At 42.6% G+C, this 20,952-nt stretch carries 21 protein-coding genes and 1 pseudogene; 8 read left to right on the forward strand and 14 right to left on the reverse strand.

Annotated elements, in window-relative coordinates:
• Positions 1-67 precede the first annotated feature (67 nt).
• Positions 68-1,615: a MobV family relaxase gene (gene mobV / locus HPS54_RS07475; protein ID WP_172344820.1), complete on the forward strand. Its 1,548-nt coding sequence runs from the start codon at positions 68-70 to the stop codon at positions 1,613-1,615.
• A 314-nt stretch (positions 1,616-1,929) separates the two neighbouring features.
• Here mobV and HPS54_RS07480 read toward each other — a convergent pair.
• From HPS54_RS07480 to HPS54_RS07505, 6 genes and pseudogenes are all read right to left on the reverse strand, one after another.
• Positions 1,930-3,140, reverse strand: a pseudogene (locus HPS54_RS07480) (IS256 family transposase).
• Between the two features lie 223 nt (positions 3,141-3,363).
• A complete protein-coding gene (gene drt3b / locus HPS54_RS07485; protein WP_172344821.1) occupies positions 3,364-5,553 on the reverse strand; it encodes an antiviral reverse transcriptase Drt3b in 2,190 nt (729 codons plus the stop codon).
• Positions 5,550-6,974: an antiviral reverse transcriptase Drt3a gene (gene drt3a / locus HPS54_RS07490; RefSeq protein ID WP_172344822.1), complete on the reverse strand. Its 1,425-nt coding sequence runs from the start codon at positions 6,972-6,974 to the stop codon at positions 5,550-5,552. Before drt3a ends, drt3b begins: the two co-directional genes overlap by 4 nt.
• 78 nt (positions 6,975-7,052) lie before the next feature.
• Complete coding sequence (locus HPS54_RS07495) at positions 7,053-8,171, reverse strand: PDDEXK nuclease domain-containing protein (protein ID WP_172344823.1); 1,119 nt, start codon at positions 8,169-8,171, stop codon at positions 7,053-7,055.
• Positions 8,164-8,382, reverse strand: a complete 219-nt coding sequence (locus HPS54_RS07500) for a helix-turn-helix transcriptional regulator (protein ID WP_172344824.1) — start codon at positions 8,380-8,382, stop codon at positions 8,164-8,166. The genes HPS54_RS07495 and HPS54_RS07500 overlap by 8 nt, the downstream gene beginning before the upstream one ends.
• Positions 8,383-8,656: 274 nt before the next feature.
• A complete protein-coding gene (locus HPS54_RS07505) occupies positions 8,657-9,523 on the reverse strand; it encodes an AraC family transcriptional regulator (protein WP_172344825.1) in 867 nt (288 codons plus the stop codon).
• 130 nt (positions 9,524-9,653) lie between these two features.
• Between HPS54_RS07505 and HPS54_RS07510 the strand changes: the two genes are divergently transcribed.
• The 5 genes from HPS54_RS07510 to HPS54_RS07530 all read left to right on the forward strand — a co-directional run bounded on the left by HPS54_RS07510 (position 9,654) and on the right by HPS54_RS07530 (position 13,846).
• Positions 9,654-10,280: a nitroreductase family protein gene (locus HPS54_RS07510; RefSeq protein ID WP_172344826.1), complete on the forward strand. Its 627-nt coding sequence runs from the start codon at positions 9,654-9,656 to the stop codon at positions 10,278-10,280.
• A gap of 9 nt (positions 10,281-10,289) precedes the next feature.
• Entirely contained in the window at positions 10,290-11,204 is a 915-nt protein-coding gene (locus HPS54_RS07515) for a DMT family transporter (protein ID WP_172344827.1), read from the forward strand.
• Positions 11,201-12,112, forward strand: a complete 912-nt coding sequence (locus tag HPS54_RS07520; RefSeq protein WP_172344828.1) for a DUF1848 domain-containing protein — start codon at positions 11,201-11,203, stop codon at positions 12,110-12,112. Before HPS54_RS07515 ends, HPS54_RS07520 begins: the two co-directional genes overlap by 4 nt.
• Before the next feature lie 9 nt (positions 12,113-12,121).
• Positions 12,122-12,970 (forward strand): radical SAM protein, encoded by an 849-nt coding sequence (locus HPS54_RS07525; protein WP_172344829.1) that lies wholly within the window; start codon positions 12,122-12,124, stop codon positions 12,968-12,970.
• Between the two features lie 138 nt (positions 12,971-13,108).
• Positions 13,109-13,846 (forward strand): hypothetical protein, encoded by a 738-nt coding sequence (locus HPS54_RS07530; protein WP_172344842.1) that lies wholly within the window; start codon positions 13,109-13,111, stop codon positions 13,844-13,846.
• Positions 13,847-13,923: 77 nt separating this feature from the next.
• Here HPS54_RS07530 and HPS54_RS07535 read toward each other — a convergent pair whose 3' ends face one another.
• From HPS54_RS07535 to HPS54_RS07570, 8 genes are all read right to left on the reverse strand, one after another.
• The gene (locus tag HPS54_RS07535) at positions 13,924-14,679 is read right to left on the reverse strand and encodes a toll/interleukin-1 receptor domain-containing protein (RefSeq protein WP_172344830.1); all 756 of its coding nucleotides are present in this window, start codon (positions 14,677-14,679) and stop codon (positions 13,924-13,926) included.
• 107 nt (positions 14,680-14,786) lie between these two features.
• Positions 14,787-15,563, reverse strand: coding sequence for a DUF2971 domain-containing protein (locus HPS54_RS07540; RefSeq protein ID WP_172344831.1), 777 nt, complete (start codon positions 15,561-15,563; stop codon positions 14,787-14,789).
• Positions 15,564-15,570: 7 nt separating this feature from the next.
• Complete coding sequence (locus HPS54_RS07545) at positions 15,571-15,774, reverse strand: helix-turn-helix transcriptional regulator (protein WP_172344832.1); 204 nt, start codon at positions 15,772-15,774, stop codon at positions 15,571-15,573.
• A 221-nt stretch (positions 15,775-15,995) separates the two neighbouring features.
• A complete protein-coding gene (locus HPS54_RS07550) occupies positions 15,996-16,340 on the reverse strand; it encodes a DUF4133 domain-containing protein (RefSeq protein WP_253951966.1) in 345 nt (114 codons plus the stop codon).
• Between the two features lie 10 nt (positions 16,341-16,350).
• Positions 16,351-16,647: a DUF4134 domain-containing protein gene (locus HPS54_RS07555; protein WP_004309970.1), complete on the reverse strand. Its 297-nt coding sequence runs from the start codon at positions 16,645-16,647 to the stop codon at positions 16,351-16,353.
• A gap of 164 nt (positions 16,648-16,811) precedes the next feature.
• Positions 16,812-17,474, reverse strand: a complete 663-nt coding sequence (locus tag HPS54_RS07560) for a hypothetical protein (protein WP_172344833.1) — start codon at positions 17,472-17,474, stop codon at positions 16,812-16,814.
• Between the two features lie 2 nt (positions 17,475-17,476).
• Positions 17,477-17,878, reverse strand: coding sequence for a DUF3408 domain-containing protein (locus HPS54_RS07565; RefSeq protein ID WP_172344834.1), 402 nt, complete (start codon positions 17,876-17,878; stop codon positions 17,477-17,479).
• Position 17,879: 1 nt separating this feature from the next.
• Entirely contained in the window at positions 17,880-18,662 is a 783-nt protein-coding gene (locus HPS54_RS07570; protein WP_172344835.1) for a ParA family protein, read from the reverse strand.
• A 613-nt stretch (positions 18,663-19,275) separates the two neighbouring features.
• On the opposite strand from HPS54_RS07570, the gene mobA reads away from it, so the two are divergent.
• Positions 19,276-19,698 carry a conjugal transfer protein MobA gene (gene mobA / locus HPS54_RS07575; protein WP_172344836.1) on the forward strand — a complete coding sequence of 141 codons (423 nt, stop codon included), beginning with the start codon at positions 19,276-19,278 and terminating at the stop codon, positions 19,696-19,698.
• Positions 19,683-20,951 (forward strand): conjugal transfer protein MobB, encoded by a 1,269-nt coding sequence (gene mobB / locus HPS54_RS07580; protein WP_032848563.1) that lies wholly within the window; start codon positions 19,683-19,685, stop codon positions 20,949-20,951. The genes mobA and mobB overlap by 16 nt, the downstream gene beginning before the upstream one ends.
• The last annotated feature ends 1 nt before the right edge of the window (position 20,952 follow it).

The raw sequence follows: 20,952 nt of genomic DNA on the forward strand, positions 1-20,952 counted from the left end.
GCAGAATCTGAATCGGAGTGAGCAAGCTCAAAACAAATATCAATTATTTATCAAAAGAACATTCGTTATGACAGTAGATAGAAAACAGGCCATGCATGTTGACGCCTGCAAATCATTCAGTACGGCAGAGGCTAACGAGAACGAACGGCGTTGGAATGATGACAAGATTGACAGAAAGAATCAGGATTCGACCAACCACTACGACAAGACCAGAATGAAACTGAATTTCGAGATCGGTCCTGACGGTAAAATCCATCCGTTGGGTTATCAGGAGAAGTCACTCGAAGTACGTTTACAGGAACGGTTGGCCGCTTTGGATTGGAAGCCGTTCAAACCGGACAGTAAAATCCAGCCGAACTGTTGTGCGAAATTCGTCTTTGGAGGAAATCATGACCGGACACTTGAAATGGCGTTCGGAAACCAAAATATCAATTTGGAGAAAGGTGCGGACAACAGTCATCTGCGTCGTTGCGAGGAAATCGAAAATTGGGCGAAAGACGTTTATGATTGGTGTGTCCGAAGATACGGACAGGAAAACATTGTAGGATTTCAGGTACACCTTGACGAGAGCAGCCCGCATATACATGCCTTGATTGTTCCGGTAGGTATTCGCCCCAAAAGCGGTCGTGAATGTGTGATGTGGTCGGCAAAGTTCGGGAAAGACCGATTTGAGTATGGAAAGATTTTAAAAGATATGCACACTTCTTTGTATGAAGATGTTGGTAGCAAATACGGCCTTGAACGTGGGGACAGTATTGACGGACGCAATGTGCAACATCTTCACAAGCGCGATTATATTCGCAAGTTGGCCAAAGAGGCGAAACAGGCTGAGATAGCGGTCAAGGGGCTTCAATCCATGATACGGAATCTGGAATCAAAGGTTTTTAGTTATAAGCTGCAACTTGAAAAGGCTGAAAAGGAGTTGGCTTCCGGCAGGATTACACTTGACAGATATGAAGAACAGAAAGCGGATATACAGAAACTCATTGCCGAATATCAGGCCAAACTTGAAGACAAGGCAGACAAACTACACGCAAAGGAGCAGGAATTGGAGCGACTGACCGCTGATGCGGCAAAAGCACGTTCGGTTGTCAAGTCGTTCCGCAATCACAAAGTGGATTTCACGCCACCTCGAATTACCGAGAAAGTTCCCTTGTTTGGTACGGATAAGTGGGTTGAACGTCAGAACCAGCATATCGCCAAACAGTTTACCGAGATTGTCCGCAAGATAGAATCCCTATACAGAAATGATGCGGCACGGCAAGTCGAAGCAGCCCAGCTCAATGTGTTGACAGATTATGGCGAGTTTTATCAACTGAAAAGAGAGAACCAATCTCTTTCCGGCATCAATCAAGAATTGGAATCCGAACTGAATACGTTACTTGAACAGTTGGCAATACCATCAGTTCGCAATTTAATTTTTGCCGTTGCCGATGCACTTATCGGAGGGCAACCAGTACCTATTTCTTCTGGTGGCGGTGGATCTACATCCGATCTGCCTTGGGATGGACGAAGACCGGATGAAGATGAAAAGGCATATAGGCGCAGATGTCTATCATACGCAGTCCAGGTTGTACGCAATTCTCAAAAACAAACTATGTGTAGAAAAAGATAACATAACCCCCATGTTAGATTTCGTAATCTTCCGATAAAGCACTAATAGCGTGTTCTTCGGGGGGGTATGGATGTTATGACAACATATACTCTTTCATTGAACTGAGTAAGTGAACGACCTCGGCATTCTTTCATATGCAAACTCAACAAATTTAAGATAACCGTTGGACAATAATATGGCATGTTATGCAGGTGGAATCTTGATAATGATTCTTAATTTATCAAGAAAATAGTAGTTAGTATCATTGCTTGATATAAAAGGCAGTGTCCACAATTTTGTGTAAATGAGAAAACAGGATTCAGGTATATATTCCCTTATATCTGAATTCTGTGCTCAAATATAAGCATAAATTGATTCATAATCAATCCCCAATTAGAAATAGGCATCGTCCATTTCTTCTCAATCTCCATCAGAGACAGATAGACCGTTTTCTTCACGGCATCATCAGAAGGAAAGGAAAGTTTTGATTTCGTGTACTTTCTGATTTTCCCGTTCAGATTTTCAATGAGATTGGTAGTGTAGATTATTTTCCTGATTTCCAAAGGGAATTGGAAAAACACGGTCAGGTCATCCCAGTTATTTCTCCATGAAAGTATGGCATAAGGATATTTCCCTCCCCATTTCTTTTCCAGATTGTCCAGTTCAAGGGCAGCAGCTTCCTTGTTGGGTGCGTTGTAGATATTCTTCATGTCAGCGGTAAACTCCTTCTTGTCCTTGTAAACGACGTATTTGCAGGAGTTTCTGATTTGATGCACAACGCAGATTTGTGTGGAGGATTGAGGGAACACGCCACGTATGGTGTCGGTAAATCCGTTCAGATTGTCCGTGCAGGTAATAGTACTCCACGTGCCTTCAGGTCGGTAAGGACACCCATCCAGAAAGCGGAACTTTCCGTTTTGCCTACCCACATACCCAAGACTTCCTTCAAACCGTTCTGTTTAAGTCCGACACAAAGGTACACCGTCTTGTTGATAATCTTTCCGTTGTCACGTACCTTGAAAACGATACCGTCCATCCATACTATCAGATATACAGGGTCAAGAGGACGGTTCTGCCACTCCAGTGCCGCCTGGTTTACCTTGTTGGTGATAACGGATATGGCAGAAGTGGAAAGTTCGATTTCATAAATCTCTCGCATCTCTTCCTCGATGTCTGACACACTCATTCCTTTGGCATAGAGTGAGATGACGAGTTTTTCGATGGATAAGCCACGGCTCTCATGTTTGGGGACGACTATAGGATCTAACTCGCCGTTACGGTCACGGGGAACAGAGATGACGGATTCACCGTGTTCGGTCTGGATCTTCTTGGGATATTTGCCGTTACGCGAGTTGCCACTGTTGTTGCCACTTACGGAGTTCTTTGCATAACCTAAGTGAACATCCATTTCACCCTCAAGCATCTTCTCCAATACTTGTGCATGGAGCTGTTTGAGGAACTTGCTTACATCGGCTTCTGTTTTAAATTGGCTCAGAAATTCTTTACTCAGAAATTCATCGGGCACTGCTTGATTCTTTACTGTCATTTTCTTCGGCATTTTGCAAAGTTAGAAATAATAAAAATACGGAACTCATTGCTGAATCCCGTATTCATCATTTACACAAAACTTTGGATAGTGCCATATAAAAAGAATGAAATCCGACTCACGAGATTTCATTCTTTTAGGCAAAACCTATTAAGGTCGTATGCAGAGCTATGTGTGTGAAGTTATTGCGAGCCTTGCTACTACATTGTTTCCGAAATCCGCATCAAGTGTACACTTCCTGCGAAACTTTCGCGCCTAATTCTTTTGTTAAATCAACATTAGTCCATTTTGTAAACATAAATTTATGTTTATGAAAATACCGTTCTATCAAAGTTTGTTTAGCTTCATCTATTTGCAAAGCCTTACACATAACTTTTCTATCGTTATGGGTTATATACGGGCATGCTAATAAGTCTAAAGCAAGAATTATCAATTCAGCATCTTTCCTTTTATCGGGCAAATTTACAGATTTATATTTATTGTTTATTCCTTCTATTAGATATTTTTTGTCGTTTACAAATGCTTTTGTGTTGCCATAATAATACATTAGAATAATGATTGAGAGAGCATTGAGTTTGGATGTATCAAATTTATCATTCCCTCTACCAGATAAATAGTTATTTAGAGAGTTAGAATCTATACCATAATGTCTTGGCATAGATTTCAAAGTTATTAAAAAGTATAATGTCTCTATTTGTGCATTAATATCAAATGAAGTTGTTTTTAATACTATCGTTATCTCATTTTGTATCTTTTTGAAGATTTCATCTTTCAATGTGGACGAGAATCTTTTGATAATCTTACCATCTTTCTCTTTATAATTACTCCCCAAATAGATAATCATATTGTTTAATATGTTCATCATTTTAAGAGTAGTATTCACTCGTTTGCAGTCAGAATACAAAAAGAATATTACATTTATCATACCATCAAGATATTGATGCAACATTTTCTCCATTTGGTGAATTTTCTTTTGACATTCGTCTTTGCGTTTCTGCTGTGTAACGGCTTTGCTTAATATATAAAAATTTTTATCAAATTTCTTTAAAAGAGACTCAAGCTTTGTAGAGATTACGGCAAGAGTATAGTTCATAATATCTTTGCTTTTTACATCATTTTCTACCATTAATGATTTGAACGATCTATTAACCTCTTTAGAATTGATGTAAACAAAGTCTTTACATTCTAATGCTTCCTCAATTTTTCTATCATCAATATCATCTATTTCCTCATCTCCAGCGATTTCATCTTCCAGCATCTCTATACACTGATGAGATTTACGCATCCTTATAAAGTCTGATAACAGTGCGTCAATCTTGATTTTAGACATTGAGATAGGTGTAATGAAAGGTCTTTCCCAATCAATACTTTTTTCTTTACTAATGCACAGTTTATATTCATGCAATAAGTGCTCAAAAGCAGACATAGCCCGTTCAAGAACTTTATCATCATTGTAATAAAAGAACACATCATCAACATATCTATAACAACTATAGTGTTCGTTGTTTATATAACCCGCATTCAAAAGTGTTTGCTTTACTTTTTTATCAATATATTGGAGTATTATTTCCGCAAATATCCTGGAAAATTCTGGACCTATAACAATGCCATTAGTTTCATTGTAGTTCATTCTCTGCATAATACCATCCCAATCATCTCCGAAAGACCAACTTTTCCCCTTAAAATGTTTTTTATATTCTTCCTTTCCTCCACTAACAGCCCAAGCGATAGAATGGGTGTATATGCTATCAAAGCAACTTTGAATATCAAATTTATGCAAATGCTCAAATCGTTTTTCTGCATTTTGATACCTATAATCCTCATAGAACTTATATATATTAGAGTATTCTTTATAACTAAAGTATGTTCTGAGATTTTCATACTCATTGAAGAATAACTCCAATTTATCCATCTTTTGACCAAGTAATGTGTGATGTAATCTATCTTTATAATAAAAATAGCAAGCCACTCGTTCTGGATGCCGCAATGAAAACTCATCCTGACCACAATAATATAATATCAAGCTCTTATATTTCTCATAGAATGATACTATTTCCATTTGGTTCACAGGATGGATCAATGCAAGTCTACGGAGTTTGTGTGGCTTATGTTTAATCTTATATAAAAACGGAATACTTACTATCTTATCTTTAAATACAATCCGATTATTTGCTAATGTTATTAGAGCTCTTTTTAAATACGGCGAGAATATAAAATTTAACACAGCTAAAGCATCTTTCTTGATGCCTTCTTTCCATGACAATTCGGTACCGTCAAACTTAACTCCATTACTAACAAGAAATCTATAAAAGTAACGGTTAGTAAATATTACAGGTAGTTCATATGGAAGAACATCGGATAGCAACACACGTTCTTTCTTGTATTTTAGACGTATTTTTCTTCTTTTTTTCATGACAACCAATCACTTATTTCTGCCAATCTTTGTGGGCTGAATTTAAACATAATATGGTCACGCCAACATTGTTTAAAGTCTATTTTGCTTATCTTTCGTTGGATTGATGCTATGTATTTTTGTCTATCGTTTGACCCCTTTAATACGTTTACATACGGTATTATGACCTTGCCAGATAGATAAGTAGTTAAATCCTCTAAACTCTTTAAGTCTGTCAAAAGATCATTTCCAAAGAATAACCCCGCCTTTACTCGTTCTTTAGACTTGGTTAATCTATAATTACCTGATATAAAATCAAGCGAGTCTAATAAATCTCTTTTGGCCCGTTTAATATCTATCGCACTTGTTTGTTCAAAATGTGTAAAGGCTGCATCTATCTTATGTTTAATTTTTGCCACTTTTTTATCTGTCATCCCAAATTCCACATTACTAACATTACTAGTTTTGGTAATAGTAATATTATAGCCTAAATATGTAAATTGTTGTTTAGCTGTACTATTGTAGAAATCAATAAGCTTACACTTATTTTCTTTAGGGTCATTCTTTTTAAGCTCTAACCCATAGTTTTGAAATAGATTCTTTAAGCCCTTATAATATTCCGATATGCGTTGATTATTAGGAAGTCCAGCTAATATTATCAAAATATCATCCACATAACGAGCATAAAATACAACCTCTTCTCTATTTTTAATATGCTGATCAATATCATGCATATATATTTCCGAAAGATACGAACTTATACCAACCCCTCTAGGTACACCATAATCAGTTTTGACTTTATTGAGGTCTTTCTGTTTATTATATTCTGATAATATCCCTTTAATCATTCCCTTCGTCTTGTTGTTCACTAAGTTGTTGGCATTTATTTTATCCAATAACGTTTGTTGCGGAATAGACTCAAAGAAACCAGTAATATCTGTACGAATAAGATAGAATGGCATTGTTGTATCCAGAAGCAATTTAACATTAGACATAATCTGATGTTTATTTGCCTGTTTTACATTAAATAATCCTCTCAGTGTTCGCTGTAGATTCTTAATGGCATAAAAATATTCCCATTGACAGGTATCGATTGTAAAGATCTGTTTATCATCATCTATATAATTTGTTATAGGGAATACAAATCCTTTATTATTAGCAATTTGAGCATATTCGCTTAATTCTTTATATAATTCTTTATCTCTGTCTGCTTGTTTGGCTTTTATTAAGGACTTAAGACTTTCCAATGCTATTGCCTCTTCTTCTGTTCGATTATTCTTTTTCTTTTTTGTTATTTCATTGACCTTACTTTTCATCATTTTCATCTCCACGACAATATCTCTATAAGATTCGGGCATATCATCAAATGCAATATGCCCCTTACGATTCTCCTCGTGAAAGATAGACAGGTAATTCTCAACTGAAAATGATTGGTCAAACATATTCGAATAAATCTTTTTGTTTATCGTTTAACATCTAATTGCTTTGTCGAAATTCTCGAATAGGAAAAGACTATAAATTTATTCATCCTGCTCCTCTATCCACTCTCTCAATTTTGCTCGTAGCAACTGCTTATCAGGAAGGTAAAGGGCATATTGCTGTGCATAGATATTGGAATCTTTTGGCAGAGTAAGTTCTACCAACGCATCTTTCTTTTCTTTGCAAAGTAGAATGCCGATTGTTGGTTTTTCAAAATCCTGTTTGACATAACGGTCATAGTAGTTGACATACATCTGCATTTGTCCCAAATCTTGATGAGCCAGTTTATCTACTTTCAGGTCAATCAGCACATAGCATTGTAAAAGTCGGTTATAGAAAATCAAGTCGACATAGAAATTTTCTTCATCAAAAGTAAATCGCTTCTGACGTGCTTCAAACAGGAAACCTTTCCCTAGTTCTAATAAGAAATTCTGCATCTTTCCTATTATCGCATTTTCCAACTTGGTCTCAGAATATGATACATCAGATTTAAGTCCTAAAAATTCTAATGTCAACGGATTTTTGATGATGTCATGAGGATTATTAATAGTTTGTCCCTCTTGTGCCAAACGCATGACTGCCTCTTTGTCTCTGCTGAGAGCCAATCGTTCATACAGGCTTGAATTATATTGTCTTTGCAGTTGCCGAACACTCCAATTCTGCTTTTGGCATTCGATCTCATAGAAACTCCGTTCTGCTTCGGATTCGATACGCATTAGCATCAAATAATGAGACCAAGAAAGCGTAAACGGGTATGTGCCAGTCAATTTTGTTGAGCTTTTTACCGTTTTTTGAATTTGGTCAACAGTGTTGACCAAATTGCCATCCGACGATTCGGTCAACACTGTTGCGCCGATCTGTTTTACCGAATATATCGTGAAAAACTTACGGCATCTTTTCAAGGTTTCTACCGACCATCCATCGCCAAGTCTTTCTGTCAATACCTCTGATACACCTTTCAATAACTGTTTACCGTATGTTGCACGTTCTTCACCTTCTTGTACGACATTTACAATAATGCGCCCTATTTCATATTTGGTGATGACTTCGGTAATATTAACTACTTGTGCAACATTTGCTCGTGCATTCGTAATCAATCGCTCGATACGTTCCGCAATATCTGCAATGATGTGGCTATCTATATTTTGTATTTTACTCATGGTCTTTAGAGGTATCTTTACTTATCAAATCTTGAACTTTGACACCTAAACATTCTGCTATTTGGAATAGCGTTTCAAGGCTCGGTTGACTAGTATTAGTACACCATTTAGAAACCGTAGCTTGATCCTTTCCCAATTGTTCTGCCAACCATCTATTCGTGCGTTTTGTCTCCGCCAACACCACTTTTAGACGATTCATATCTTTATTCATGCGTCATAAATTTATCGTGACTACAAAGATACGCATAATTCAAATATTTAGAGATATAAAGATGAAAATATCTCTTATAAGATAATTATTTTGCGTTTTTAGGAAATCATATATTGATGATTACCATTTATTAAAGCAATACGAGATCTATTACATTCCAAAATACATTATGCGGATATATCGAAATGGAGAGTTTTTTAGCCATATATTTGAGGAATAATAGATTGAATAAAAGTAGATGGCGTTTTTTCAATGGCTTTTGAACAAACTGTATTCAACCGTTTCCGGCCTTGAATTGCTTTCTATACTTGGATGGCGACATTCCCATTGTACTTGTAAACACCCTCACGAAATGCGGCAGGTCGTTGAAGCCTACAAGATAACATATTTCCGACACTCCTTTTTGCGAATGTTTCAGCAAATCGCAAGCCGTGTTCAGACGGTATTGCGTGACAAACTGCGAAAAGGTCATCCCTTTGCACCGCTTAAAATAGGAACAGAACGCCGAACGGTTCATGCCCACTTCTGCCGCAATATCATCCAGCGCAATGGAATGAACGTAATGCTTCATCACGTATACGCAAATCTGCTGCATACGCCGAACGTCCTTCTCGATACGCATAGGTTTCCCTGCAAATATATGGTCGGACGAGGTAAAAATGACAGGAAGCAGACGGAACATCGCACTCAAACGCCCCAGTTCGTCCATGTCGTTTATTTCGGATAACGCTCTACGGATAACCCGCGAACTTTCCGGTCCGAACTTCAACGCATCAGTCGGAAACATCACGCCTGCCAGTCTGTTCCGCAATTCAGGAAATACTTCCATGCACCGCTCCACCAACGAATGGCTGAAAGCCACCATCAGATAACGGACACAACCGTCCTCGTCCACACTGTCGGCTGCGTATTCCCAGCGATGAAGCATCGACGGCGGAATCAACACCACATCGCCCGCTGCAAAAGGCTGTAATGTGTCGCCTGCCATTCGGTTACCCTGTCCATGAACGACATAATACAATTCCCACGCATCGTGACGGTGCAGCTTAGCTTCGAGGCTCGGCTCCACACGTTGGTCTATGAAGAAAAACGAATGATTTTCCGCTTCGGGCAGTTCGTATGGTATGGCTGTATCTTCCATAAATAATTGCTTTAATTTATGCGATTGCAAATTTACAACAATTATATGAAACGATAAAACAAATTCAGAACAATAAGGCGACGTAACTTTGCAACCGGAAACAAGAAATGTAACTTAAAAATGTATTGTTATGGAATTATATGAAGTATTGGAGAAACGCCGCACATACCGCGACTACTCCGACCGTAAAGTGAGTGATGAAATCCTCAAAAGAGTAATCGCTGCGGCATTCAAAGCCCCGACAAACGATCACCTGCGCCAACTTGAATTCATCGTGGTGCGTGGGCGTGAGAATATTGCCAAAGTGATAGAGCCGCTTGCCAAAAACATGGAAGCGTTCAAAAATTTGGTGCATGAAGTGGATGAATCGGGCGACAAGGATAAGATGGATATGTTTGCCGATGCCCTGCCCAAGCAACAGCGTATGCTGATGCAGAGCGGTCTGCTGATCCTGCCATTCTTCCGCCAGAAACAAAGTCCGCTGCTACAACCCAAAGAGCAAAGCTCGCTCAACTACTTCGCTTCTGCATGGTGCTCGTTGGAAAATATGCTACTCGCCGCCACTGCCGAAGGATTGGGAACCGTGTTCCACATTCCCGTTGCCGACGAAGCGGAAAAAATCAAGGAGATTGTCGGTGCTCCCGAAGACTACGAGTTCACCTGTCTGCTGACGATGGGGTATCCCACAGAAAATGCTTTCCTGCCCAAACAGAAAGAAATCAACGTCGAGGAGCGGATACATACGAACCTCTGGTAACACAGCAACATGAAAGGACATATTCTGATATTGTTGGCAAATATCCTGTTCGGTGTCAGTATGCCGGTATTCAAATACCTGCTGACCTCGGATGTACCACCGGAAGCAATTACCATTATGCGGGCGATTTTCGCCTGCATGATGTTTTGGTTCGTATCCCTCTTCATGCCGAAAGAAAAAGTCCTGCCGAAAGATTTGAGAACCCTTTTCTTCTGCGCCTTGTGCGGTGTGGGTATCAACCAATGGCTGTTTGTCGTCGGGTTGAAAAGTTCTTCGCCTGTCGATGCCTCCATTATTGCTACCGCAGTGCCTATTTGCGTATTACTGTTGGCTGCCGCCGTCCTCAAAGAGCCTATTACGGCAAAAAAGTCATTCGGCGTATTTCTTGGCGTAAGCGGAGGAGTGTTGCTCGTATTCAGCTCCGCACATACTTCCAATGGAACCGCCAGCCTTTGGGGAGATACGTTGATGCTCCTGAACCAGTTGATGTATTCCGTCTATCTGGTCTTGTCCAAACCTTTGTCCCGACGCTACTCGTCCGTTACGATGATGAAATGGATGTTTCTGTTCTCTGCATTGGCACTCGCTCCGTTCTGTCTCCCACACGTGCAGCACGTCCCCATATTCCATCGGGAAACTTTTGACATGACGCAACTGTGCGCACTTCTTTATCTGCTGTTCGGAGCCACGTTTGTTGCGTTCATGCTTATCCCGATGGCATTGAAACACATCCGTCCCACTACGGTCAGCATGTACAATTATGTGCAGCCCATTGTCGCTTCCGTAATCACCATTGCTGTCGGGCAGGACATACTCTCGATACAGAAACTGTTGTCGGCGGCTTTGGTATTTGCCGGTGTTTATTTGGTTACAAAGAGCAAGAAAAAGGAAGAGATGAAAAATTTAATATTGCATAAGACATGATTATAAATACAGGAGGGCGGACAGATACCGTCAATTATTACAGCGATTGGCTGTTGAACCGATTCGAGGAGGGATATGTCTATTCGCGCAACCCGCTGTTCCCGAATCACATTACAAAATACACGCTCGACCCTTCGGTAGTGGATTGCGTGGTGTTCTGCTCCAAAAACTACCGCCTGATTCTGCCGGAGTTTCATCGGATTACCGACCGTTTCAACGTATTTTGCCACTATACCATCACGGCATACGGCAAAGACGTGGAACCGAACGTACCGGACATCGACCGGAGTATCGGCACGCTTGTCGAACTCTCGGCTAAAGTCGGGAGTAAACGCGTTGCATGGCGTTACGATCCAGTACTGCTGACCGAAAAATATACGGTGGATTACCATCTGAAAATGTTCGATTACATGGCTTCACGCCTTGCGCCGTTTGTGAACTTCTGCGTATTCAGTTTCGTGGAAATATACAAAAGGCTCGAATACAATATGCCGGAACTGATTCCGCTGACAGATAGGGACAAGGAAAAGCTGGCAGAGGGAATGGGCGCAATCGCCCGGAAATATGGATTGCACCTGCAAACCTGCGGGACATCGGAGAATTACATCCGATACGGAATAGCCGTTTCAGGTTGTATGACTACCGCCAATCTTGGAAATGCGTTAGGATGTCGGTTCAAAAATATGGCGCACAAGGGAACCCGCATCGGATGCAGTTGTATGCCTACACGCGACATCGGAGCATACAACACGTGCCTGAACGGTTGCAGATATTGTTATGCCAACAAGAAACCGGAGTTGGCAATGGAGAACTACAAACTCCACGATCCGGCATCTCCGCTCTTGATAGGACACGTGAACCCTACCGATATTATCAAAGAAGGAAATCAAAAGAGCTTCATCATCTGAAACTATGTAATGGAAAAAATAATTGTAGCGGAAAAAACGGTCGAAAGCTATCTGACCAAATCCAAAATCGGTCAGTTTGCCATCAACCCTTACGTGGGCTGTCCCCATGCCTGCAAATATTGCTATGCGTCATTTATGAAACGCTTCACGGGGCATTCCGAATCGTGGGGCGATTTCATCGACATCAAACGGGCAAGACATACAATAAACGGTTCTCAAATAACTGAGAAAAATGTCTTTATGGGAACCGTGACGGATTGTTACAATCCGTATGAGGTAAAATACGGTATCACGCACTCCATCTTGGAGCAATTGGTAGATGTGGATTGCTATCTGCAAATCGCTACCAAAAACAAATTGATACTCCGTGATTTGGATTTACTCAAAAAGATGAAGCGTTTGAGTGTGGCATTGTCTGTCAATACGCTGGATGAGAATTTCCGCCGGAACATGGATAGGGCGAGTACGGTGCGGGAGCGATTGGAAACACTTCGGACACTTCACGAGAACGGAATCTATACCATACTGTTCATGTCACCGATTTTTATAGGGGTCACGGACTGGAAAGCGATTATAGAAACCAGCCGTAGTTTCGTCAGTGAATATTGGTTCGAAGACCTGAACCTGCGCGGAGGCTATAAAAACGTTATCATGCAATATGTTCAGGGACATTATCCCGATTCCTATCCACTATACGAGCGGATATATATACAAGGCGACAAAACGCCACTGACGGAAATGGAAAATGAAATCATCGCCTACTGTCATGATAACGACATTTTATTCAGTGATTATTTTCATCACGAAGAGGTAATCCGAAATCCTAAGAATAAAATTTTGGGTAAAAACAAACCTTGAAAACACGCCGAAAAAAATGAAAACAAAGACCTGCGTCTTGTTTGCTTTCTATTGATTATAAGGCATATAAATTCATAAATAAGTTGACATGAAAGAACAAATTAAAAAGTCTTCTCTTTTTTTGAAGGGAAGCAACACCTGACCCACTTTGCTACCGAACAGGATGTAGCGAAAGAACTATTCGAGTTACTCTCCGAAGCGAGAGAACTTTATCTCCAAAATGTGATTGTGGATGGCAAACGGTACAACCGCTATGTGGATGACTTCATCAACAGTCACCGGTACATCAACTGCGATAGTGCCGTTTGCCGGAACTGCCACGAAATGAACATTCACATCGTCAAAGGACTGCTGACAGAATGCACCCACCTTATCCAACCTCTTTTTACCGCATCAGATTTCTCTTTCGAGGAGTGTGTGGAGCTGCGAAGACAGTATGACAGGGCGGAACCATTGCCGACACCAATCGTGCATCGTAACGATGGTTTAGTAAAAGCCCCACCGCTTTCTTTCGGCTGCAACTTCACTCAAGAACAGATGACAGGTATTGTGTCTTGTGCCAATACTTATCATCTGTTTTGCGTTTCTATGCTCCGCATCGAGGATATGGAGGCTCTCTTTTCCTGCAAGGAGGGCTTTCATATCCGGGTGAACAATCTACGCCATGTGGCCATCCTTTTCGATGCGCTTCTCGAAAATTCGTTTATCCAATTCCGCTGGCAATCAGTTCTTGACAGAGGCAAATTTCTACAATCCAAGGACGGCTCACGGTTTGTTTCTGCCTCAAGTCTTTCATCTGCACTCTCTGCGGTCAGAAGTAATATGACATCAGTTGCCTATATCATTAGGCAAACTATTGGACAATTGAAAGAATGATATGAACTCGCTATTGTCCTATTAAAACTAGGACAATAGCGAGTGATAATATTTTCAATTATAGACTTGTGCTTGTTTCATTTACATCCAGTTTTACTATTTACCAATTGGATGAAATCTGCGGTTCGTTGATTATAATTTATCCAATCTGGAGACAAACCATAAAACGCACATAGTTCAGTATATAATTCATCTAATTTTGACTTGTCTGTTATGTCTGCACCCTGTTTGACAACATTAAGAAATCCCATATCATCGAAGGGGAGATTGGGGAACTTAAAAGGAAGAATGCGCTTTCCGTCCATTGCCCATGCGGCACCCATCTCATTGGTACACACCTCACTTCTTTTATAATTCTCAGAAATCATACATAAAATGAAGTCGCAACCTTTCATGTTTTTGACAATCTCATTTCTAAAATCCTCACCAGTACGAATCGCAGAATGATCTAAGGTACAAAAAATATCTGTTCTCTCAAATTTACATCCCAACATTAGAATTTCCTTAACAAATCCATTTACGATATCTTTATCTTCAGAGGAATGGCTTATGAATATCTTTTTAGGGTGGTTATAAAGGCTTGCTAAAATCCGATAACAAGTTCTGATATCTCCGAAGGAATATGCTGAAATGAATCCATTAAAATTAATGGTAGAAAGGGCATTATTTAAAATATCTGCGATTTCCGGCTGCTCTTTTTGTAGGTTTGGTATTAATTGCTTAGAGATATTTATTAGTTGCATAGTATTAGGCCCTATTGTGGAATTATAATTAATCTTCATTCGCTGTAATACTTTTATTCCCTGATTTACCAGTTCTCTTATTGTATTCATAATTATTTGTATTTCTAATTTTCAACTTATTCAAAAATCCCCCTTATTTCATAGTGGAAGATATACCTATATAGACATATCACCAATGGGTAATTTTTTCTTTCTTGTTATCTCGATGCAGTGTTTATCAGCTCTGCATTTAACCTAAAAGCGTTTGCGTCAATTCCCATTTGGTAAATCTTAATGTCAGGATTAAGTTTCCGTGCAACGCTTATTATTTTTGATTTCTCATCTGCATTCATGTTGATTCCCAAATAGACAGACTCAAAACACTCTCCTCCGATTTCAGGGAAAGCCCGAACCTCTTTCCAATCAATCGGCCCCTTATCATCATTTTGACCTGGCAATAAACTCATATATGTTGGCCAAGGGTCTAAAATGAATAACCTCACCTCTTGTTCATGCTCCCATGCCTTTGCTTTTGTGGATAATTGATAATGGAAGAAATCTTTTGCATCCCTGAAATAATCAGTTTTTTCCACAATACCCTTATACTGTACTTCCACTTCAGCACAGCCTATCATAATTCCACCCTGCATATAAGAAAGGTATTTTCTGACTTTCTCCATATCCAAACCGATGCAAATACCTTTGTGTTTGCTGTAATAGCTCCACATCAAGATTGAATCATGTATCTTGGAAAGGCTACATATCCACACCTCTTCTCTGGTTCTACGAAATGGATCTCTTCTTAATTCTTCGATAATTTTCGGAGTCCATCCTCCACACGCTTCTTTCGGAACATTGGAGAAATCAATTAACGATGGGTGGCAATCAAACGGGTCGTTCAACTGCGTAGCATTGGTAAATTGAAGATTACTATAATGTAGCATCATCAATCCACCGGTAAAATCAAGATATTTATATAATTTGACTGCTCCCATAAACTTATTATTCTGTCCTCAATAATTCATCCACAGTGACACCCAAAACTTTGGATATTTGAATTAGCGTCTCCACATTGGGCTGTGTTGTATTGGTAACCCATTTGGAAATTATGGCAGGATCCTTATCCAATTGTTCTGAGAGCCATTTATTGCTTTTATTTTTCTCTGCGAGAACGACTTTGATTCGGTTCAGTAATTTACGTTTCATGTTATATGTATTCTATCCACACACTTACAAAGATACATATTATTTGAAGAATATATTTGATTAAACAGGATATATTTTGTAGCAAGCTGCAAGAAAATGAATAAAACATCAATTTTGGTTATGCGATTTTATAGTACCTACTTTTTAAAGAATGTCAATCACCATTTTACACCACAAATACAGACGATTACTTTTGGGAATATTATATATAGTTATGGGAACTATACGGTATCAAATATACAATAGAATAGCATGTGATGACAGTGTATCAGATTGATATAAAATAAATTTAGGTTCAAGCGTGGGTGTCTTTTGCGTGCGGCTGCTTTCATCAGCCCGTGCGTGCCGTACCGTGCGTTGAGCCGGAACGTCTGCCACACGAGCAGCAGCGAAGCCGACACGATGAAACCGATACATAGCCACTGGTTCACGCCTGCCATGAACAGGACGATGAACACCACGAAGACGGCAAGCAAGCCGCCGCAAAAGATAAAGAGGTACTGGCTTTTCAGCCCCTTGAACTCCACCGGCTTCCCGATACCCCTGTTTACCGGATATTCAGACATAGCCGCTGGTTTAGAGGAAGAACGACCGCAGGATAGTGGCGGCGACAATCAGGAAGATACACGCCCCGAACCAACTGGCGGCGGTCTTTGAGGTGTCGGGGTCGCCGCTTGAAAATTTGTTATATACTTTTACCCCGCCAATCAAGCCGCAGACCGCCCCGATTGCGTACACCAGTTTTGTTCCGGGGTCGAAATACCCTGTGATTAGGTTCGTGGCTTCGGTGATGCCCGCCTGCCCGTTGCCCTGTGCATAGGCACTTACCGCAGCGGCAAGGATAGCCGCCGACAAAAAGATTTTCTTTCTCATTGTGATTTGTTTTTAATGCCGGGCGGCGGGTGGGAAGTCCGCCTTTCCCGGCTGGTGAATAATTTGAAATTTTAGTGGTCGGGAGCAGTCCCGTTTGTCTGTTTGGTTTTCAGGTTGCCAATCAACCGTAGTCACGTTGCTTCATATTGTTACACATTATTATATTATAGGAAATCGTTCATGTCGAACGCTTCATGTTCCTTGCTTGTACCGCCAGCTTCGGCAGGAACAGCAGCCGTAGCCAGTTCCGCTTCGTTGCGTCCCAGCAGTTCCGCCACCTTTGCCAGCCCGCCGTTGATGTTCTCCACCACCGCATCGTAGAGGTTCGTCCCCTCAATGCTTGCCAGCGTCCCGGCGGCTTGCCGCTGTTCCGCTTCGGTGGGGTTGTCGGCGTTCGCCGTGCGTACCGCTTCGCCCAGTTCGTCAAAGCTCACGCCCGTAGCCCGCCCGGTATCATCGTCACCGTCCATGTACCCGGCTATTTCATCGTCCTCGTAGTCGGGTTCGTCATTCTCGTAACCGGGCGTTTCTTCCGCTCCGGGTGTTGCTTCCGAAATGTTTTCTTCCGACAGTCCGTCAGCCTGCGGCGCAAAAATAGTATCATTTTCAGCCGCTTGCGGGAGGTGTCCCGATTTGTCCTGCGCTGTCCCGATTAGTCCACCCTTGTATCGGCTTTCACCTATCAGCGTGTAGCCTGAAACCCCGTTTCGTGAAAGCGGCGCATCATCCGTTCTGCCCGGTGATGTCCGGCTGTCCGTGTAGCGATACCACAGCCACAGGGCGATGTAGTACACCAAAAGCCCGGTTAATATGCAATAGGCTACCATAGCTAAAAGGGCTTTTGGAAGTGGCTTTCATACAAGGCGTTTATCTCGTCTTGGTACTGCTCGAAGTGGCGCAGCAGGATGTTTTCCACGTAGCTGCTTACCGTCACCTTGCGCCCGCCTATCACCGTCACGATACGCATCAGCTTCTCGTGCGTGGTACGGCTCACGTACAAGGGCTGTCGGTCTGCTAGTTCCACTTTCTGAAAGTAGGTTTCCCGGTAGTCGCCCGAACCGCCCTTGCGCTTGCGGGGTGTCGGTTTCTCTACTTGCATCGTTTCTGTTTGTGTTTCTTGCGGTACATCATTCGTTTTATTATTATCTTGTTTACTGGGGACACCTTGCGAGATAAGTTCTTTCATGAACTCCTCGTCTATCTTCGGCATCCCGCCGCTTTGCTTTGCCATATCATTGTAATTTGATGTAGTACACTATTTCAGTTATCAGTTCTTCCAAGTTGCTTCCCCTTACCAGCGGGCGGCTGGCGGGAAAGAGCGTGGAGCGGAACACCGCCTTTTTATCTGCCACCAGTTCCTTTTTGTAGCGTTTGGTATCGGGGATAAAGGTTTTCATCAGCGGCAGTTCCAATTCCTTAATGGTCTTGTCATAGGCGGTGTAGAGGTCTGTTTTTTCCCGCCCGTCCACCATGTTCCAAAAGAGGTACAGCCCGGCAAGTCGGCAGGCTTCATTCCTCACCAGTAGTTTTTGAATAGCCATTGCGAACGACAGGCTGCTTTCCAGCACCACCTTGTCGGCTGAAATGGGGGTGAAGATGTAGTCCATGCCCGCAAGGGAGTTTATCACGCCCTCGCTGTTCACCGTGCCGGGCAGGTCGAAAAAGACAATATCCGGCACGTGTCCGGCGGCTATATGTTCGTCAGCCGTTGCAATCGCCTTTTCGGGTGAACTGCACAATACCGGGTAGGCTTTCTTCCCCAGCCGGGTAAACTGTTCATACGCCATGCGCTTGTAATCTTCATCAGCCCCGACCTGTTCGGCATCCCGCTTTCGCATCCCGGCAATGGAGTGTTGCGGGTAGTCGCAATCGACCACCGCCACATCGTAGCCTTTGAGGTAATAGAGGTAACTTGCCGCCAGCACGGTAAAGGTGGTTTTGCCGACCCCGCCCTTTTGGGTGGAAAAGGCGACATAAAGGGGTGTTTTCTCGTTTTCCATATTGCTTTCGTTCATTATTGGTTGATAGATTTATTTATTTATTGCTTTCATCCTTTCTATATTGCAATCTTGAAATATTGAAAGACTGTTTTATTTCAATCTTGTTTTCCTGCTTTCATCCTTTCTTGAAATATTGAAATCCTGCAATCACGTTTTCTTGAAATCATGCTTTCAATCATTCTTTCCTGATTGGAATATTTCTTTCAATCTTGAAATCCGATGCAAATAAAAGGAGAAAAAACGTCCGTTTTCAGATGTGTCCCGATTTGTCCTGCGCTGTCCTGATTTGTCCACCAACTGCCTATTTTACAGCATTATAAATCACCGTTACTTTGCAGCGGAGTAACGAACCGCAGGGGGCAGAGGTGTAAAACCGGGCTGGTAAACGGCAGTGCTTACCGCTTCTCGCTAACCCCAATCCGTCCGTGACGGATTTCGATTTTCGTCAGAAAATTCCGATTGAGTGAGAGCAAAGCGAGCTTGCTTGTTTTGCCGAACGTGAGGAATTTATAGAAAATAGCAAGGTGTGTTTTGTAGCATACAAAACCGTTTTCCGTGCCTGAAAACGCCTTGCCCCTTGCGGGGGTAAAAATCACTCCGAAGTCGTAATTTTTTAATCCAAAGAAGTATGGAAACAAGAAGAACCAACAAGGGCGGTCGCCCCGCCCTCGCAGACCCGGCGAAGCATCGCCATGTCCTTTACCTGAACGACCGGGAGAACGCCCGCTTCCTCTTGCAATGGGAGCAGTCGGGCGTTACGAGCAAGTCCCGTTTCATCGCCGCCCGGCTGTTCGGCGAGCCGTTCCGGGTGGTGAAAGTGGAGAAAACAGCGGTCGAGTATTGCGCCAAGCTGACCGAATTTTACGCCCAGTTCCGGGCGGTTGCGGTCAATTACAACCAAGTCGTAAAGGCGTTGCACAGTAATTTTTCGGAGAAAAAGGCACTGGCTTTTCTCTATAAACTGGAGAAAGCGACCACCGAACTGGCTGTGTTGAACCGTCAGGTTATCGACCTGACAAACGAGTGCAAGGAACTATGGTTGCTAAAATAAGCACGGGCGGCAATATGTTCGGCGCACTGGCGTACAACCAAAACAAGGTGGACAGCGAGGAAGCAAAGGTGCTTTTCTCCAACCGGATGCTGTTAAGCGAGGACGGGAATTTCTCTATCGGCGAGTGTATGCGCAGCTTTGAGATGCAGATGCCAGTCCAGCTATCCACCAAGAAGCCGATACTTCATATTTCCATAAACCCGCACCCGGAAGACGTGCTGTCCGACCAGCAGCTTTCCGACATTGCAAGGGAGTATATGCAAAAGTTGGGTTATGGCGACCAGCCTTATCTGGTGTACAAGCATACCGACATCGACCGCCACCATATCCACATCGTGGGGTTGCGGGTGGACGAGAACGGCAGACCGCTGAATGACAGGTTCGAGCATCGGCGCAGCAAGCAAATCACCCGTGAACTGGAAAAGAAATACAACCTGCACCCGGCAGAGCGAAAGGAACGTGCCGAACGCCCCGAACTGAAAAAGGTGGATTATGCAGCCGGGGACGTGAAGCACCAAGTCGGCAACACCGTGAAAGCGGCTTGCTATGGCTACCGCTTCCAGTCGTTCGGGGAGTACAAGGCTTTGCTTGCCGCTTACAACGTATGCGCCGAGGAAGTCAAGGGTGAAGTGAACGGCAAGCCCTATCAGGGCATTGTCTATTCCGCCACGAATGACAAGGGCGAAAAGGTGGGCAACCCGGTAAAGGCTTCCCGCATCGGCAAGTCGGTGGGCTATGAAGCAGTGCAGCGCAGAATGGAGAAATCGGGCGAGCTGATTAAGAACGGAAAGCTGAAAGAGCGCACCCGGAAGATTGTAGCCACTGCCATGCAGACCGCCCGCAGCCGCAAGGAACTGGAACAGCAGCTAAAGAAGCAGGGCATTGACGTGGTATTCCGTCAGAACGACAGCGGGCGCATCTATGGCGTTACGTTCATCGACCACGACAGCCAGGTGGTACTGAATGGTTCACGCTTGGGCAAGGAGTTTTCGGCGAACGTGTTCAACGAACGCTTTTCGGGCGAAACCGGAAAGATGCACCAGCCCGAAGTGTCAGCACCGCAGCAAGACCAATCCACGCATCAGGAACAGCCGGGCTTCATGCCGAAAGCCGACATCGTTTCGGGCGTGGCTTCCGTGCTGGGTGCTTTCGGCGGTTTGCTGGGCGGCGGTGCATCAGGCGGTGACGAGCCGCAGGACACCGCCCGCCAAAAGAGAAAGAAGAAAAAGAAGCGCACAAGGCGCATCGACTAAC

The sequence above is a fragment of the Xylanibacter caecicola genome, assembly GCF_013166515.1.
GTDB lineage: Bacteria > Bacteroidota > Bacteroidia > Bacteroidales > Bacteroidaceae > Prevotella > Prevotella caecicola.

Bases quoted from the DNA above. Each gene is read 5' to 3' on its own strand.
- mobV (WP_172344820.1), top strand. From the start codon at position 68: ATGACAGTAGATAGAAAACAGGCCATGCATGTTGACGCCTGCAAATCA.
- drt3b (WP_172344821.1), bottom strand. From the start codon at position 5,553: ATGAAAAAAAGAAGAAAAATACGTCTAAAATACAAGAAAGAACGTGTG.
- drt3a (WP_172344822.1), bottom strand. From the start codon at position 6,974: ATGTTTGACCAATCATTTTCAGTTGAGAATTACCTGTCTATCTTTCAC.
- HPS54_RS07495 (WP_172344823.1), bottom strand. From the start codon at position 8,171: ATGAGTAAAATACAAAATATAGATAGCCACATCATTGCAGATATTGCG.
- HPS54_RS07500 (WP_172344824.1), bottom strand. From the start codon at position 8,382: ATGAATAAAGATATGAATCGTCTAAAAGTGGTGTTGGCGGAGACAAAA.
- HPS54_RS07505 (WP_172344825.1), bottom strand. From the start codon at position 9,523: ATGGAAGATACAGCCATACCATACGAACTGCCCGAAGCGGAAAATCAT.
- HPS54_RS07510 (WP_172344826.1), top strand. From the start codon at position 9,654: ATGGAATTATATGAAGTATTGGAGAAACGCCGCACATACCGCGACTAC.
- HPS54_RS07515 (WP_172344827.1), top strand. From the start codon at position 10,290: ATGAAAGGACATATTCTGATATTGTTGGCAAATATCCTGTTCGGTGTC.
- HPS54_RS07520 (WP_172344828.1), top strand. From the start codon at position 11,201: ATGATTATAAATACAGGAGGGCGGACAGATACCGTCAATTATTACAGC.
- HPS54_RS07525 (WP_172344829.1), top strand. From the start codon at position 12,122: ATGGAAAAAATAATTGTAGCGGAAAAAACGGTCGAAAGCTATCTGACC.
- HPS54_RS07535 (WP_172344830.1), bottom strand. From the start codon at position 14,679: ATGAATACAATAAGAGAACTGGTAAATCAGGGAATAAAAGTATTACAG.
- HPS54_RS07540 (WP_172344831.1), bottom strand. From the start codon at position 15,563: ATGGGAGCAGTCAAATTATATAAATATCTTGATTTTACCGGTGGATTG.
- HPS54_RS07545 (WP_172344832.1), bottom strand. From the start codon at position 15,774: ATGAAACGTAAATTACTGAACCGAATCAAAGTCGTTCTCGCAGAGAAA.
- HPS54_RS07550 (WP_253951966.1), bottom strand. From the start codon at position 16,340: ATGTCTGAATATCCGGTAAACAGGGGTATCGGGAAGCCGGTGGAGTTC.
- HPS54_RS07555 (WP_004309970.1), bottom strand. From the start codon at position 16,647: ATGAGAAAGAAAATCTTTTTGTCGGCGGCTATCCTTGCCGCTGCGGTA.
- HPS54_RS07560 (WP_172344833.1), bottom strand. From the start codon at position 17,474: ATGGTAGCCTATTGCATATTAACCGGGCTTTTGGTGTACTACATCGCC.
- HPS54_RS07565 (WP_172344834.1), bottom strand. From the start codon at position 17,878: ATGGCAAAGCAAAGCGGCGGGATGCCGAAGATAGACGAGGAGTTCATG.
- HPS54_RS07570 (WP_172344835.1), bottom strand. From the start codon at position 18,662: ATGAACGAAAGCAATATGGAAAACGAGAAAACACCCCTTTATGTCGCC.
- mobA (WP_172344836.1), top strand. From the start codon at position 19,276: ATGGAAACAAGAAGAACCAACAAGGGCGGTCGCCCCGCCCTCGCAGAC.
- mobB (WP_032848563.1), top strand. From the start codon at position 19,683: ATGGTTGCTAAAATAAGCACGGGCGGCAATATGTTCGGCGCACTGGCG.